The sequence below is a fragment of the bacterium genome, assembly GCA_019637795.1.
Taxonomy (GTDB): Bacteria; Desulfobacterota; Binatia; order HRBIN30; family CADEER01; genus JAHBUY01.
The window spans coordinates 1,177,880-1,193,766 of the sequence record JAHBUY010000001.1 but is presented as its reverse complement, the minus strand read 5'-3'; the positions used below and the strand labels follow the sequence as shown (position 1 = coordinate 1,193,766).

Here is a 15,887-nt window from a genome sequence, read left to right as displayed (position 1 = left end):
TTCACTCACGGTGACGCTAAACTACGCCGGCGCGCGCAGTTGGCAAGTGGGTGGTGAGAGAAATATCAGGCTGTCGCCTGTCGGTCGTCATCTCCGAGCCTGATCCTGCCGGCCGTTCGCCGCGGCCGCCCGCACCGCGCGCCGCCGCGCGCTCCATGGATGGGCGCGGCGGGCACGCCGCGTCGCCTGGCTCCGCAACTTGACGCGCTCGCGGCCGTTCGCTCCTTTACCCGCATGCGCCGAATCGCTCGCTGCCTGTGCCTGCCGACGTTCCTCCTCCTCGTCCCGATCACGGCCCATGCGTTCGACCTCAACGACGTCGCCGCGCGCGCCGAGTCGCTGGCCTCGGAGCCCTACACCAACCAGCAGAAGAAGGTGCCCGACTGGATGCTCGTCGGGTCGATGACCTACGACCAGTGGCGCGACATCCGCTTTCGCCCCGACCACAGCCTGTGGCGCGACCGGAACCTGCCCTTCCAGGTGCAGTTCTTCCATCCCGGCCTCTATTACGACCGCACCGTGCAGATGAACGTCATCGATCCCGACGGCGTGCACGCGGTGCCGTTCTCGCCCGAGCGTTTCGACTACGGCAAGAACACGTTCGCCGACCGCATTCCCACCGACATCGGCTACGCCGGCTTCCGCATCCACTATCCGATCAAGAATCCCAACTACCTGGACGAGGTCATCGTCTTCCTCGGCGCCAGCTACTTCCGCGCCGTCGGCCGCGACAACGTCTACGGTCTCTCGGCGCGCGGCCTGGCGATCGACACCGTCGAGCCGTCGGGCGAGGAGTTCCCCGCGTTCATCGAGTACTGGCTGCAGACGCCGACCCCGGACGCCAACCACGTCGTCGTCTACGCGCTCATGGACAGCAAGAGCATCACGGGCGCGTACCGTTTCGACATCACCCCCGGCGTCACCACCACCGTCGACGTGCAGGCGCGGCTGTTCCCGCGCCGGCAGGTCGCCAAGCTCGGCCTCGCGCCGCTCACCAGCATGTTCTACTTCGGCGAGAACACGACCCGGCATTTCGACGACTTCCGGCCCGAGGTGCACGACTCGGACGGCCTGTTGGTGCATTTCGACAGCGGCGAGTGGCTGTGGCGGCCGCTGGACAACCCGACCCGCATCAACGTCAGCAGCTACGCGACCAGGAACCCGCGCGGCTTCGGGCTGATCCAGCGCGACCGCGACTTCGCCAGCCACCAGGACATCGAGACCCGCGCCGAGCTGCGCCCCAGCGTCTGGGTGCAGCCGCGCGGCGACTGGGGCGATGGACACATCGAGCTGGTGGAGATTCCCACCACGTCCGAGCTGGTCGACAACATCGTCGCCTTCTGGGTGCCCGACACGCCGCTCAAACCCGGGAAGTCGCTGGCGCTCGGCTACACGCTGTCGTGGTACATGAACGACCCCGGCCGGCCGCCCGGCGCGCGCACGGTGGCGACCCGCCGCGACCACGGCACGGTCCCCGGTGGATTCCGCTACGTCATCGACTTCGACGGCGAGCGCCTGCGCGCCATCCCCGCCGACCGGCCGCCCAACGCGGTCGTGACATTCGGGCCCGGGCCGGACGTCGCCGAGCTGGTCGACCAGCACGTGGTGAAGAATCCCGCTACCGGCGGCTGGCGCCTGTCGTTCCAGCTCACGCCCAAGAGCGCCGCTCCCATCGAGCTGCGCGCGTTCCTCACCGAGAACAACGACGTGCTGACGGAGACCTGGTCGAACGTGTTGTTGCAATGAGGCGCGGGCGCGGTACGGGGGCCGAGAAGATCGGCCGGTGGGTTTCCCTGCCCCCGCCACTGCGCGATACTGCCGCCGTCCCCATGCCCGACAAGGAACAGGAGAAGATTCGCCAGGCGGTGTGGATCATGGCGGTCTACGTCGGCTTCATGGTGATCGGCCTGGTCGTCGCCTTCTTCGTCCCCTTGTTGCTGCAGTACGACGGGCAGATGAACGGCAGCATCACCCGCACGCCGCCGGCTGCCATGGCGGAGTCGACGCCGCGCCCGTGAGCGCGTGATGTCGCGAACCGCCGATGTGGCGCTGGCGTCGCCGGGCGCGGTCGCCGCGCCCGCGGCGCGCTTCGCCCGCTACGCCTGGGCGGTTCTCGCCGTCAATCTCGCCGTCATCCTGCTCGGTGCCTACGTGCGCGCCAGCGGTTCCGGCGCCGGCTGCGGCGCCCACTGGCCGCTGTGCAACGGCGAGGTCCTGCCGCGCGACCCAGCGCTCCAGACGCTGATCGAGCTCAGCCACCGGCTGAGCAGCGGCATCGCCCTGCTGCTGGTCGGCGGACTGCTGATCGGCGCCTGGCGCCGCTACCCACCGCGCCACGTCGTCCGCCGCGGCGCCGCATACGCCGCGGCGTTCATGGTCAGCGAGGCGGCGATCGGCGCCGGGTTGGTGCTGCTGCGCTATGTCGCCGACGACACCCGCGTCGCCCGCGGCTGGTGGGTGGCCGGCCACCTCGTCAACACCTTCCTGCTCGTCGCCGCCCTGGCGCTCACCGCCTGGTGGTCGTCGGGCGGCGCGCCGCCGCGGATCCGCGGCCGGCGCGGTCTCGCCGCCGGACTCGTCGCCGCCGCCGCCGGCGTGCTGGTGCTCGGCGTCAGCGGCGCCGTCACCGCGCTCGGCGACACGCTCTTCCCGGTCGGCTCGCTGGCCGAGGGCGAGGCGATGACCTTCTCCGAGAGCGCCCATCTGTTCGTCCGCCTGCGCATCTACCACCCGCTGCTCGCCCTCGCCGTCGGCACCGGCGTGCTCGCGGCCGCGCTCGCCGCCGCGCGGGCGACGCCGGCAGACAGCGTCCGCCGCCTGGGGGGTGCGGTGGCGCTGCTCTGGGTCGCCCAGCTCCTGCTCGGCGCGCTCAACGTCTACTTGCTGGCGCCGATCCCCATCCAGATCGTCCACCTCCTGCTCTCCGACCTCATCTGGATCGCCCTGGTCCTGCTCATCGCCGCGACGCTGGCATCAGACGACACCCCAGGCTGAGTCGGGACGCCGACGTGGCCGTCCCCCCTGACCACCCGCGTTGGGGAATGCACTCGCGCCGGCGTCCGGCTATAGAACCGGCCATGCAGCGCACGCCCACGACCTCCCTCGCTCTCGACGACATCCGCCTCGCCGACCAGACGTTCTGGATGCTGCCGGAGCCGGAACGCGACGGCGCCTTCGCGACGTTGCGCGCCGAGCGGCCGGTGTCCTGGCACGAGGAGTTCGAGTACCCCGGCATTCCCAAGGGTCCGGGCTTCTGGGCGGTCACCCGCTGGGAGGAGCTGTGGACGGTGAGCCGGACGCCCGAGGTGTTCGTGTCCGGCCAGGGATCGAACATCGGCGATCTGCCGGTCGAGCTGCTCGAATTCTTCGGCTCGATGATCAACATGGACGCGCCGCGCCACACCAAGCTGCGCCTGCTGGTGAACAAGGGCTTCACCCCGCGCATGGTCGGCCGGGTCGAGGAGATGGTGCGCCAGCGCGCGGCGGCGATCGTCGACCGCGTCGCGCCGCGCGGCGAGTGCGACTTCGTCAACGACGTCGCCGCCGCGCTGCCGCTCGAGATCATCTGCGAGATGATGGGCATCCCGCCCGCCGACTATCGGCGCATCTACGAGCTCACCAACACCATCCTCGGCGTCGGCGATCCCGAGTTCGCGACCACCATCCCGGAGCTGATGTCGGCTGGCATGGAGCTGTTCCAGTACGCGCAGGCGCTCGGCGGCGAGCGTCTGGCGAGCCCGCGCGACGACATCACCTCGGCGCTGATGCACGCCGAGGTCGACGGCCAGCGCCTGAGCGAGCAGGAGTTCGGCTCCTTCTTCATCCTCCTCGTCGCCGCCGGCAACGAGACGACGCGCAACGCCATCAGCCACGGCATGAAGGCGCTCACCGACTGGCCGGACGAGCGGCGCAGGTGGCAGAACGACTTCGAGCGCCACAAGGCCACGGCGGTCGAGGAGATCGTGCGCTGGGCGACGCCGGTGATCCACTTCCGCCGCACCGCTGCGCGCGACACCGAGCTCGGCGGGCAGCCGATCGCCGCCGGGCAGAAGGTGGTGATGTGGTACAACTCGGCGAACCGCGATGCGGCGAAGTTTCCCGATCCCTACCGCTTCGACATCGCCCGCGAGCCGAACGAGCACGTCGGCTTCGGCGCCGGCGGGCCGCACTTCTGCCTCGGCGCCAACCTGGCACGGCGCGAGATCGCGGTGATGTTCGAGGAGCTGTTCCGCCGCCTGCCCGACATCGAGATCAGCGGCGAGCCGGCGATGCTCCTCTCCGCCTTCATCCACGGCATCAAGCGCATGCCGTGCCGCTTCACGCCGCAGCCGCCGCGAGGCTGACCGCGTGCGCCTCCCGCGCGCCAGCGGGGTGCTCCTGCATCCGACGTCGCTGCCGGCGCCGCACGGCGTCGGCGACCTCGGCGCCGGCGCGCTGCGCTTCCTCGACTTCCTCGCCGCCGCCGGCCAGCGCTGGTGGCAGGTGCTGCCGCTCGGACCGACCAGCGTCGGCGACTCGCCCTACCAGAGCCCCTCGACCTTCGCCGGCAACCCGCTGCTCATCAGCCTCGACGGCCTGGTGGCCGACGGCCTGCTGACCGCGGACGAAGCGGCGTCGGCGGCGAGCCGCGGCGAGCGCGTCGACTACGGCGCGGTCATCGCTCGCAAGCAGCCGCTGCTGCGCCGCGCCGCCCGCCGGCTCGCCGCCGGCGCGGTCGCCGATCTCGCCAGCGCGTGCGCCCGCTTTCGCGCCGCCGAGGCCGCCTGGCTCGACGACTTCGCGCTGTTCATGGCCGCCAAGGACGCGCACGGCGGCGCCCCGTGGCAGCAGTGGGAGCCGGAGCTCGCGCGACGCGATGCCGGGGCGCTGCGCCGCTGGCAGGCGCGCCTGGAGGGCGCGATCGCCGAGCACGCGGCGCTGCAGTACCTCTTCTTCCGCCAGTGGGATGGCGTGCGCGCCGCGGCGGCGGCGCGGGGCATCCGCATCCTCGGCGACCTGCCGATCTTCGTCGCCGGCGACAGCGCCGACGTCTGGGGGCACCGCGACCTGTTCCAGCTCGACGCCGCCGGTGCGCCGATCGCGGTGGCCGGCGTGCCGCCCGACTACTTCAGCGCCACCGGCCAGCTCTGGGGCAATCCGCTGTACGACTGGGACGCCCATGTGGCGGACGGCTTCGCGTGGTGGATCGCCCGATTGCGCGCCGCGCTGCGCGCCTGCGACGCGGTGCGCGTCGACCATTTCATCGGCTTCACCCGTTACTGGGTGGTGCCGGCCGGCGAGACCACCGCGGTGAACGGCGCCTACCACCCGGCGCCCGGCGCGGCCGTTCTCGAGGCGGCGCGCGCCGCGCTCGGCGAGCTGGCGATCGTCGCCGAGGATCTCGGCGTCGTCACCGCGGCGGTCGACGCGCTGCGCCAGCAATTCACCCTCCCCGGCATGCGCGTGCTGCAGTTCGCCTTCGGCGGCGACGCCCGCAATCGCGACCTGCCGCACAACTACGACGCCAACAGCGTCGTCTACACCGGCACCCACGACAACGACACCGCCGCCGGCTGGTTCGCGGCCGCGCCGCCGGAGCTGCGCCAGGCGACGCTGCGCTACCTCGGGCGCCGCTCGGCCGACGCGATCGTCGGCCACCTCATCCGGCTGGCGATGGCGTCGGTCGCCGACACCGCCATCGTTCCGGCGCAGGACGTGCTCGGCCTCGGCAGCGAGGCGCGGATGAACACCCCGGGACGAGCGGAGGGCAACTGGCGCTGGCGCCTGCGCGACGGCGAGCTCGGCGCCGCGCACGCCGAGGCGCTCGCCGAGCTGGCGGCGACCTACGGCCGCGACGAGCCGGCGGAAGCCTGACCGCGCGCCGTCGCCAGTCGCAGCACCTCGAGGTAGCCGCGCGTCAGACAGCGCTCGTCGATGGCCTGCCGCTGGCGCAACAGCCGGTGCAGGCGCGGCAGGTTGTGGTGCGGCACGGTCATCAGCAGGTGGTGCTCGAGGTGGAAGTTCACCCGGTTGGGGGCGACCAGCAGCCGCTCCCACCAGCGCGCCAGGGTGGTGCGGGTGTTGCGCAGCGGGTCGTGGCGATCGGGTACCATGCCGTGCTCGGCGATCGAGCGAATGCGGGTGACGAGGCGGTAGGTGGTCAGCCAGGCGCCCACCCACAAGAGGTACAGCGCCGGATGACCGGCGATCGCGAGCAGCGCGAACAGCGCCGCGTTGGTGCTCGCCACCGGCACCAGCTTGTGCCAGCCGACGTCGGGCTGCTCCCCCGCGTTCATTCCGAGCGAGCGCTGGTTGCGCCCTCCCGACCAGCCGACGTCGCGCCGGAACACGGCGCGCGCCTGCTTCCAGCCGGTCCGGCCGCTGAGGTCGCGCCACAGCTTGCGGCGGAAGCTGGCGCGGGTGATCGGGAACGGCGCCGCCAGGCCGAGGTCGGGGTCCTGGTCGGTGCCGGTGCGGCTGTGGTGCTGCAGGTGGTAGGCGCGGTACGGCGCCACCTCGGCCCACACCGGATAGGCGGCGAGCCAGTTGCCGACCCAGTCGTTCAGGCGCCGGTCGCGGAACAGCGTCCGGTGCGCCGCTTCGTGCATCACGATCGCCATCCCGAGCTGACGGGCCCCGATCACGAACAGGGCGACGACGATGGTGAGCGGATTCGGCGCCCACGCCACCAGCGCCATCGCCGCGAACACCAGCAGCCAGTTCGAGGCGACCATCCACGCCGACGCCAGCGGGTCGATGCGCCGCAGCGCCCGGCGCTCGTCGGCGGTGAGGACCTCGCGCAGCATCGCCGCCGCGGCTTTGCTGGTGTCGAGGGGAGCGTTCATCGACCGACCATTGAACACAGACCGTGCCGCGGTTCCACCCCGCCGGCCTGTCGCGCCGCGGCGACCGGCTGGCACGACGTCCGCCGCTGTGCTGAAGGAATCCGATGAAACTGCCTCCCGAGGGCGTCGCCGCCGATCAGCTCCTCGACCAGCTCGCCGCCATGCAGGCGCAGGACGTCGACTGGAAATCGGGCCGCGCCTTCAGCCTCGCCTATCACGCCGGCGCCGACGTGCTGGCCCTGGCGACCGAGGCGCTGGGGCGCTTCCAGTCGGCCAACGCCCTCAACGTCGAGGCCTTCCCCAGCCTGCGGCGCATGCAGGCCGACGTCGTGGCGATGATCGCCGACCTGCTGCACGGCGGCCCGCAGGCGGCCGGCTTCATGACCAGCGGCGGCACCGAGAGCATCCTGCTGGCGGTGAAGGCGGCGCGCGCGCGCGGCCGCGCCCGCGGCATCACGGCGCCCGAGATGGTGCTGCCGACCAGTGCCCACGCCGCGTTCGAGAAGGGCGCGGCCTACTTCGACGTGCGCTCGGTGCGCGTGCCGGTGGGCGCCGATTTCACCGCCGACGCGGCCGCGATGGCGGCGGCGATCACCCCAAACACGGTGCTGCTGGTCGCCTCGGCGCCCGCCTACCCGCAGGGCGTCGTCGACCCGATCGCCGAGATCGCGGCGCTGGCGGCGGCGCGCGACCTCAACTGCCACGTCGACGCCTGCATGGGTGGCATCACACTGCCGATGCTCGAACGCCTGGGGCATCCGATCGCGCCGTTCGACTTCCGCGTTCCCGGCGTGACCTCGATCTCCGTCGATCTGCACAAGTACGGCTACACGGCGAAGGGCGCCTCGGTGCTCGTCCATCGCAACCGGGCGTTGCGGAAGGACCAGACCTTCGTCACCGACAACTGGCTCGGCGGCCTCTACGGCAGCTCCGGCGTGCTCGGGACCAGGAGCGGCGGCCCGATCGCCGCCGCCTGGGCGGTGCTGCAGTACCTCGGCGAGGCGGGCTACCTGCGCCTGACCCGCGCCGCGCGCGCCGCCACCGAGGAGCTGATCGCGGGCCTGGGCGCCATTCCCGGCGCGCGCGTGCTCGGCGCGCCGGCGGCGACGCTGGTGGCGTTCACGTTCGACGACGTCGATCCGTTCGCGGTCGGCGCGGCGTTGGCGGCGCGCGGCTGGGTCGTCGATCAGCAACAGCCGCCGCCGAGCCTGCACTGCACGGTCAACGCGGCGCACGCCGGCGTGATCCCGGAGTTTCTCGAGACGCTGCGCGGCGTCGTCGCCGAGGTGCGCGGCCGCCGCGGCGACCATCGCGCCTACGGCGTCGTCGAATAGCGGTCGCCGGCGCCGTCCATGCCGCGGCGCGTCACCAAGCTTTCATCGCCGCGCAACCGCCTTGTCACCGCGGCCGGCTATGGTCACGGTGCCTATGACTCATGAGAGAACGCACGAGCCGGCGGCAATGGGGCTGCTGGCGGGCGACCGCGACCTGGCGCCCGAGGAACGACTGATGATCGAGGTGTTGGCCTGCGCCTGCAACGACCTGCGCCTCAGCGCGCACGGTCCTGCCGCCGACGCGCTGCGGGGCGAGGCGCGACGCTGGATCGAGGGCGAGGACGAGAGCTGGTCGCTCAGCTTCGTGCCGATCTGCCGCCACTTCGGCGTCGACCCGCAGGCGCTGCGGGCGCGCCTGCTGCGCGCCGATCGCCACGGTGGTTCGCCCCGCCTGCCGCAGGCGGCCTGAGCGAACGGGGGGCGCGCCCGCACGGCGCGCCCCCGCACGCCGCCCCGGCCTCAGGCGGCGCAGCCGTTGAGCGCCGCGTTGACGCCCGCGATCAGCTCGTTGACCGCGACCGAGCCGTCACCGTTGGTGTCGAACGACCGACACGTCGAGACATCGGAGTTGCCGAGGGCGATGTTCACGCCGGTGATCAGCTCGTTGACGGCGATCGTTCCGTCGTGATTGCAGTCGCCGACGCACGGACCCGGCGTCGGCGGTGTCGCCGCGGTGCGCGTCGCCGTCGGCGGACCGATCGTGGCCGTTGCCGTCGGCGGCACGGTCGCCGTCGCGGCGCCCCCCGTGACCGTCGGCGTCGGCGTGTCGCCGCTCGGCGCGCCCTCGATGCAGACGCCGCGCAGCGCGCCGCCGACCTCGAAGGAGCCGCACTTGCTCTGCGCCGTGCACGGGTCGGAGTCGTCGCACGCCTTTCCCTGATTGGCCGGCGCGCACTGGCCCTGCTGACAGCTCTCGCAGTCGCCGAAGCAGCGCAAGAGGTTGTTGTCGCAGCGGCCCGTGTTGGGATTGCACGCGCCCTTGCAGTTGCCGGCGTCCGGGCATTCCTTCGGCGCCGGGAAGCAGAAGGCGATGGTGAAGCCTCCCGCGCCCTGGATGAAACAACTGCCGTCGATGCAGGGTCCGTACCCGGCGTCGCAGGCCTTGCCGTTGTCGGCGAGCTTGCCGCCGCAGGTCGCCGGCGCCCCGGGGAACAGCGCCTGACAGGTGCCGCAGCCGCCGGCGCAGCTCGTTCCGTTCGGCGCCGGGTCGCCGGTGCACCCCAGGAAGGCGTCGCAGCGATCGTTGATGGTGCAATCGTTGCCGTCGTCGCAGCTACCCGAACCGCCCGGCGTGCCCATGCACTCGCCGTTCGAGCACATGTCGTTGCTGGTGCAGGGGTCGAAGTCGTCGCACTTCTGCGCCTGCACTGCCGCTGCGCCGGCCAACGCCACGCCCATGGCGACCAGCCCGATCCATCGAATCCGCATGGTGATTCCTCCCTGGCGTCGAGTCATCACCGATCGTCATCTGAATCAAGCCCGTCTCTCACGGACGACCCACGGGCGGACGCGGCCGATGCCCTTGAGGCGTTCGCCGCCCATGCGGCGCAGGGACAGGTCGTCGCGTCCGGCGAGCTGGGCGCCCAACTCCTCGGAGGCGAGCACCGTGCCCGGGCGGGCGAGGTCCACCAGGCGGCTCGCCAGGTTCACCGTCGGCCCATAGAGATCGCCCTGCCATGCCAGCACCGGACCGCTGGCGAGACCGACGCGCACGGCGGGGAGGTGCGCCTCGCGGCCGCAGGCGTCGACCAGCGCCAGCGCGATGCGCGCCGCCGCCGCGGGGTCGTCGACCGCGAACATCACCTCGTCGCCGATCATCTTGATCACCCGGCCGCCCCGTTCCGGGATGTGCTCGTAGGCGAGGGCCTCGAAGCGATCGACCGCCACCGCCAGCTCCGCGGGGGCGCGCCGCTGGCTGAAGGCGGTGAAGCCGACCAGGTCGGCGAAGCCGACGACGATCTGCGCCCCGCCGTCGGCGGCGGCGACGGTGGCGGCTCGCAGCGTCGCCGCCACCAGGTGGCGCCGCCAGACGTAGGTGAGCAGCGGCTCGACGGCGCGCGCCTGCGCGGCGACGGCGGCGACGTCGAGCGCGCCGTCCAGGCGCGCCGCCACCTGCGCCTCGGCGATGCGCGACAGGGCCTGTCCGGTCACCCGCGTGAGCTGCAGCAGGACCTCGGGCGCGGTGACGTGGCGCGCCACCAGCGCCCGCGCCGCGGTCAGCGTCGCCACGTCGGCGGCGGTGAAGACGCGCTCGTCCTCCGCCACCGGCGGAAAGCCCATCGCCCGCCACATGCGCCGCGCCTCGTCGAGCGACACGCCGGCGGCGGCGGCGACCTCGAGCGAGGTGTACACCGGTTCGCCGAGCACGGCGCGGGCGAGCTCGTCTGCCAGGGGTGAGGGCATCGAAGGCGCGATCAATCCCTTTCCGGAATGTCCGGCAGCACCTGGCGCACCCGGGAGCGCGCCTCGCCATCGAGCGCCGACCAGGCGGCCCGGATCTCGCGCCAGACGCGGACCTGGAACGTCTTCACGACCGCGCGAAAGGGGTGCCCGAGCAGCGCGCCGTCGTACAGGGCGCGGCCGCGGTCGAAGGCCGGCTCGTTGAAGCGCGTCTCGCCGGCGGCGCGGGCGCGCTCGTAGGCGGCTTCGTTCTGCGCCATCAGGGGCACGAAGGTGCGGTCGATGAGCTCGAGCAGCGGTCGCAGCGCCTCGACGAGCCCGAGCGCGCCGGCGCTCGCGGCATGCCGGCCGTCGCGGATGCCGCACAGCCAGCGGTAGGTGGTCGGCGCGCGGCGGCGCATGTCCTCGGCGGCGGTGGGGTCCTTGAGGTTCATGCCGAGCTGGCCGTAGACGCTGGCGTCGGCGAGGGTGAAGCGGTCCCCGAGCAGGAAGGGCTGCCGGCTCAGCACGCCCTCGACGCAGCCGAGGAGCGCGCCGCGCAGCTCGTCGAGCAGCGCGTGGGTCGGCGGGAAGCCGGCGCGCGCGGGCGGCGTCAGCTCGGGCGGCAGGCCGGCGATGGCGAAACCCGGCGGCGCGACGCTGAACAGGTACGGCAGCCGGCGCACCTGCCGCCGCGCGAAGCGGCGGGCGAAGGCCGCCTGCATGCCGGGCAGCAGCAGGGGGGCGAATTCGCGCGCCAGGCGCGCGCCGGCGTCGTTGGTGCGCGCCGACGTCACCCAGCGCGCGTGGTGCACCACGTACAGGCCGACCTCGTCGAAGGCTTCGTCGATCAGGCGGGCGACGAAGGCGAGCGCGGGGTCCGCCGGCACCAGCGGTCCGCGCGGCGGCGGTTGCACGTGGTCGATCCACCCGGCGAGGGCGCTCGAGTCGTAGAGGATGCGCGTCTCGTCGACGACCAGGAACGGCACCAGCGGGTATTCGTCGAGCGGGTCGAGCGCCGGCCAGCGCTCGATGGCGCGCCGGCGCTTGCCGCGCTCGATGCGCCGGAGCAGGCGCAGGGTCTCGAGCCGCCCGCCCTCCGCCGGCAGATCGCGGTAGGGCATCGCCGCCGCGGTCAGCAGGGCCCGCAGCTTGAGCGTGTAGGGCGAGAGCTCGGATCCCCAGACGACGTAGCGCGACACGGAGAGCGGGTCGTTCAGTGCGGGTATTGGCCGACCAGGTAGGTCGCGCCGTCGGCGCCGGCGCGTGCGCCGTGGACGGTGCCGCGCGGCAGCATCAGGCGGTCGCCGGCGCGCAGCCGCAGCGAGCGCCCGAGCGCCGTGAAGGTCATCTCGCCGCGCACGATCCAGATGCTCTCGTCGTGATCGTGGTGGTGCGGGTGGTAGTCGGCGCCGGGCGGATCCGACCATTCGAAGACCGCGCCGCATCCCTCCGCTGCGAGACGCGCCCGCAGCACGGCGGCGTCGACCTCCCCCGCGGTCCAGCTCAGGACCTCCAGCGACATGGTGGGGCGGTGTCCGGCGTCTGTCGGGGAGCGGCCGGTCATCGGCGTGTCCGGAGCGCCCGATAGCGAGCGATGAGCGCGTTCGTCGAGCTGTCGTGGGCCAGTTTCGCGTTGCTCTGCAGCTCGGGGATGATGCGCTTGGCGAGCACCTTGCCGAGCTCGACCCCCCACTGGTCGAACGAGTTGATGTTCCAGATCACGCCCTGGGTGAAGACGCTGTGCTCGTACAGCGCCACCAGGGTGCCGAGCGCGAAGGGGGTCAGCCGCTCCGCCATGAGCACCGACGAAGGATGGTTGCCGTCGAAGGTGCGGTACGGCACCTGCCAGTCGGGCACGCCGTCGGCTTTCACCTCGTCGGCGGTCTTGCCGAACGCCAGCGCCTCGGCCTGGGCGAAGACGTTGGCGGTGAGCAGATCGTGGTGCTCGCCGAGCGGATTGAGCGAGTGGGCGAAGGCGACGAAGTCGCAGGGGATCAGCTTCGTGCCCTGGTGGATGAGCTGGTAGAACGAGTGCTGGCCGTTGGTGCCGGGCTCGCCCCAGAAGATCGGGCCGGTCTCGTAGTCGTCGATGCGAACGCCGTCGAGCGTCGTGCGCTTGCCGTTGCTCTCCATCGTCAGTTGCTGGAGGTAGGCGGGGAAGCGCTTCAGGTACTGGTCGTAGGGCAGCACGGCGACCGTCTGGGCGCCGAAGAAGTCGGTGTACCAGACGGCCAGCAGCCCCATGAGGACGGGCAGGTTGCGATCCAGCGGCGCGCTGAGGAAGTGCTCGTCCATGGCGTGGAAGCCGGCCAGCAGGTCGCGGAAGGCGTCCTCGCCGACCGCCAGCATGGTCGAGAGGCCGATGGCGGAGTCCATCGAGTAGCGGCCGCCGACCCAGTCCCAGAAGCCGAACATGTTGGCGGTGTCGATGCCGAACTTCGACACCTCCTCGGCGTTGGTCGACACGGCGACGAAGTGCCGGGCGATGGCGGCGTCGTCGCGCAGCGCCGCCAGCGTCCACTTCCGCGCGCTGTGGGCGTTGGTCATCGTCTCCAGGGTCGTGAAGGTCTTGGAGGAGATGATCCACAGCGTCTCGGCCGGGTCGAGGTCGCGCGTCGCCTCGACGAAATCGGTGCCGTCGACGTTCGACACGAAGCGGAACGTCAGATCGCGCTTGCTGTAGTGGCGCAGCGCCTCGTAGGCCATCACCGGGCCGAGGTCGGAGCCGCCGATGCCGACGTTGATGACGGTGCGGATCGGCTTGCCGGTGTGGCCGGTCCAGGCGCCGGAGCGGACGCGCTCGCTGAAGGCGGCCATGCGGTCGAGCACGGCGTGCACCTCGGGCACGACGTCGGCGCCGTCGACCCGGATGGTGCTGCCGCGCGGCGCGCGCAGGGCGACGTGCAGCACGGCGCGCTTCTCGGTGGCGTTGATCTTGTCGCCGCGGAACATCGCCGCCCGCCGCTCCTCGAGCCCGCAGGCCGCGGCGAGCCGCAGCAGCAGCGCCAGCGTCTCGTCGGTGACGCGATGCTTGGAATAGTCGAGGAACAGCCCGGCGCCCTCGGCGGTGAGCCGCTCACCGCGTGTCGGGTCGTCGGCGAACAACCGCCGCAGATGCACGTCGCGCACCCGCGCGTGATGCGCCACGAGCGCCTTCCATTCCGGTCGCTGGGTCAGTGACATACGCTCTCCATGCCGCCACGGAAGCGCGGAGGGTCACGGAGGCCCGCCGCGCCCTGGGTGGTCAGATCGTCCGTCCCAGTTGCGCGAGCGCGGCTTCCACGACGTGCTCGGGTTCGAAGCCAAACTTCTTCTGCACGTCCTTCAGCGGCGCCGAGGCGCCGAAGGTGCGCATGCCGATGATGGCCCCGGTGAGGCCGACGTAGTGCGCCCAGCCGAGCGTCGAGGCCTGCTCGACGGCGACCCGCGCCGTGATCGTCGGCGGCAGCACCGCGTCGCGGTAGGCCTGCGGCTGGCGCTCGAACAGCTCCCAGCACGGCATGCTGACGACGCGCGCGCGGACGCCGCGCCGGGCCAGCTCCTCGTGCGCGGCCACGCACAGCGCGACCTCGCTGCCGGTCGCCAGCAGCAGGACCTCGGGCGCGCCCTGCGGCGGGTCGGCGAGAACGTAGGCGCCCTGCGCCAGCCCGCTGGCGGCGCCGTAGCGCGCGCGGTCGAGGGTGGGGAGATTCTGCCGCGACAGCACCAGCATCACCGGCTCGTGCCGCAGCGGCAGGATGACCCGCCAGGCCTCGACCACCTCGTTGGCGTCGCAGGGGCGGATGGTGAGCAGGTTGGGGATGGCGCGCAGCGAGGCGAGCTGCTCCACCGGCTGGTGCGTCGGGCCGTCCTCGCCGACGCCGATCGAGTCGTGGGTGAAGATGAAGATGACCGGCAGCTCCATGAACGCCGCCAGGCGGATCGACGGCCGCGCGTAGTCGGTGAAGATGAAGAAGCCGGAGCCGAAGGGGCGGATCTTGGCCAGCGACATGCCGTTGAGGATGGCCGACATGCCGTGCTCGCGGATGCCGAAGTGGAAATTGCGGCCGTCGTAGCGGCCGGCCTCGAAGTCGCCGGCGCCGTCGAAGGTGAGGCGCGTCTTGGTCGACGGCGCGAGGTCGGCGGCGCCGCCGATCAGCCACGGCACGCTCCGCGCCACCACGTTGAGCACCGTGCCGTTGGCATCGCGGCTGGCGAGCCCCTTCGCATCGGCGGGGAAGGTCGGCAGGTCCCTGTCCCAGCCGTCCGGCAGCTCGCGCCGCTGCATGCGTTCGATCTGGTCGGCGAGCTCCGGATACTGGGTGGCGTACTCGGCGAACATCGCCTGCCACTTGGCGCGGAGGGCGGCGCCGCGGGCGCCGATGCCGGCGGCGAAGTGCTCGCGGACGCCGTCCGGGACCAGGAACTTGGCGTCCTCGGGCCAGCCGTAGCGGCGCTTGGCGCCGCGGATCTCGTCCTCGCCGAGCGGCTCGCCGTGGGCGGCGCTGGTGTCCTGCTTCGACGGCGCGCCCCAGCCGATGTGGCTGTCGACGATGATCAGGGTCGGGCGGTCGTTGGTGTGGAGGAAGTGCTCGAACGCCGGGCTGATGAGATCGAGGTCGTTGGCGTCGCCGACCCGCTGCACGTTCCAGCCGTAGCCCATGAAGCGGGCGGCGACGTCGTCGCTGCACGCCAGCCTCGTGTTGCCCTCGATGGTGATGTGGTTGTTGTCGTAGATCCAGCAGAGATTCGACAGGCCGAGGTGGCCGGCGAGCGAGGCCGCCTCGTGGCTGATGCCCTCCATCAGGCAGCCGTCGCCGCAGATCGCGTAGGCATTGAAGTCGAACATGGTGAAGCCGGGGCGGTTGAAGTGCTCCGCCATCCAGCGGCCGGCGATCGCCATGCCGACGCTGTTGGCGATGCCCTGGCCGAGCGGGCCGGTGGTCGTCTCGACGCCGGAGGTCCAGCGGTACTCGGGGTGTCCGGCGCACTTGGAGCCCAGTTGGCGGAAGCTCTTGATGTCGTCGAGGGTCACCGAGAGGCGGCCGAGCACCTCGTAGCGCGGATCCACCGCCTGCACGCCGGTGAGGTGGAGCAGGCTGTAGAGCAGCATCGAGGCGTGCCCGTTCGACAGCACGAAGCGGTCGCGATTGGGCCAGATCGGATCGGCCGGGTCGAAGCGCAGGTAGCGCTGCCACAGACCGTAGGCCACCGGCGCCAGCGCCATCGGCGTGCCGGGATGCCCCGAGCTCGCCTGCTGCACCGCGTCCATCGCCAGGGTCCGGATGGTGTTGATGCAGAGCTGGTCGAAGTCCCGTGCGTCCGCCATGCCACCTCCAGGTCGGACGCACTGTAGCGCGCTGGCGGG

The 15,887-nt window shown here is 72.0% G+C and carries 14 protein-coding genes; 7 read left to right on the top strand and 7 right to left on the bottom strand.

Annotated elements, in window-relative coordinates; translation table 11 throughout:
• The first annotated feature begins 159 nt into the window (after positions 1-159).
• From KF840_05075 to malQ, 5 genes are all read left to right on the top strand, one after another.
• The gene (locus KF840_05075; GenBank protein ID MBX3024267.1) at positions 160-1,746 is read left to right on the top strand and encodes a glucan biosynthesis protein; all 1,587 of its coding nucleotides are present in this window, start codon (positions 160-162) and stop codon (positions 1,744-1,746) included.
• An 83-nt stretch (positions 1,747-1,829) separates the two neighbouring features.
• Entirely contained in the window at positions 1,830-2,018 is a 189-nt protein-coding gene (locus tag KF840_05070; protein MBX3024266.1) for a hypothetical protein, read from the top strand.
• Positions 2,019-2,025: 7 nt separating this feature from the next.
• Complete coding sequence (locus tag KF840_05065) at positions 2,026-2,994, top strand: COX15/CtaA family protein (GenBank protein ID MBX3024265.1); 969 nt, start codon at positions 2,026-2,028, stop codon at positions 2,992-2,994.
• An 83-nt stretch (positions 2,995-3,077) separates the two neighbouring features.
• Positions 3,078-4,343, top strand: coding sequence for a cytochrome P450 (locus KF840_05060; GenBank protein MBX3024264.1), 1,266 nt, complete (start codon positions 3,078-3,080; stop codon positions 4,341-4,343).
• 4 nt (positions 4,344-4,347) lie between these two features.
• Complete coding sequence (gene malQ / locus KF840_05055) at positions 4,348-5,853, top strand: 4-alpha-glucanotransferase (GenBank protein ID MBX3024263.1); 1,506 nt, start codon at positions 4,348-4,350, stop codon at positions 5,851-5,853.
• Here the strand turns inward: malQ and KF840_05050 are convergent.
• A complete protein-coding gene (locus KF840_05050; GenBank protein MBX3024262.1) occupies positions 5,823-6,824 on the bottom strand; it encodes a fatty acid desaturase family protein in 1,002 nt (333 codons plus the stop codon). The genes malQ and KF840_05050 overlap by 31 nt on opposite strands.
• Before the next feature lie 104 nt (positions 6,825-6,928).
• On the opposite strand from KF840_05050, the gene KF840_05045 reads away from it, so the two are divergent.
• Both KF840_05045 and KF840_05040 read left to right on the top strand, forming a co-directional pair.
• Positions 6,929-8,158 (top strand): aspartate aminotransferase family protein, encoded by a 1,230-nt coding sequence (locus KF840_05045; protein ID MBX3024261.1) that lies wholly within the window; start codon positions 6,929-6,931, stop codon positions 8,156-8,158.
• Positions 8,159-8,252: 94 nt separating this feature from the next.
• A complete protein-coding gene (locus tag KF840_05040) occupies positions 8,253-8,567 on the top strand; it encodes a hypothetical protein (GenBank protein MBX3024260.1) in 315 nt (104 codons plus the stop codon).
• Positions 8,568-8,617: 50 nt separating this feature from the next.
• Here the strand turns inward: KF840_05040 and KF840_05035 are convergent, their stop codons facing one another.
• The 6 genes from KF840_05035 to tkt form a co-directional block, all read right to left on the bottom strand.
• Positions 8,618-9,586, bottom strand: a complete 969-nt coding sequence (locus KF840_05035) for a hypothetical protein (protein MBX3024259.1) — start codon at positions 9,584-9,586, stop codon at positions 8,618-8,620.
• Positions 9,587-9,631: 45 nt separating this feature from the next.
• Positions 9,632-10,561, bottom strand: a complete 930-nt coding sequence (locus KF840_05030; GenBank protein MBX3024258.1) for an adenylate/guanylate cyclase domain-containing protein — start codon at positions 10,559-10,561, stop codon at positions 9,632-9,634.
• 11 nt (positions 10,562-10,572) lie between these two features.
• Positions 10,573-11,739 carry a hypothetical protein gene (locus KF840_05025; GenBank protein ID MBX3024257.1) on the bottom strand — a complete coding sequence of 389 codons (1,167 nt, stop codon included), beginning with the start codon at positions 11,737-11,739 and terminating at the stop codon, positions 10,573-10,575.
• 14 nt (positions 11,740-11,753) lie between these two features.
• On the bottom strand, positions 11,754-12,062 hold the full coding sequence (locus KF840_05020) for a cupin domain-containing protein (protein ID MBX3024256.1): 309 nt from the start codon (positions 12,060-12,062) through the stop codon (positions 11,754-11,756).
• A 38-nt stretch (positions 12,063-12,100) separates the two neighbouring features.
• Positions 12,101-13,723, bottom strand: a complete 1,623-nt coding sequence (gene pgi, locus KF840_05015; GenBank protein MBX3024255.1) for a glucose-6-phosphate isomerase — start codon at positions 13,721-13,723, stop codon at positions 12,101-12,103.
• Between the two features lie 61 nt (positions 13,724-13,784).
• Positions 13,785-15,848, bottom strand: a complete 2,064-nt coding sequence (gene tkt / locus KF840_05010) for a transketolase (GenBank protein MBX3024254.1) — start codon at positions 15,846-15,848, stop codon at positions 13,785-13,787.
• Positions 15,849-15,887: the final 39 nt, after the last annotated feature.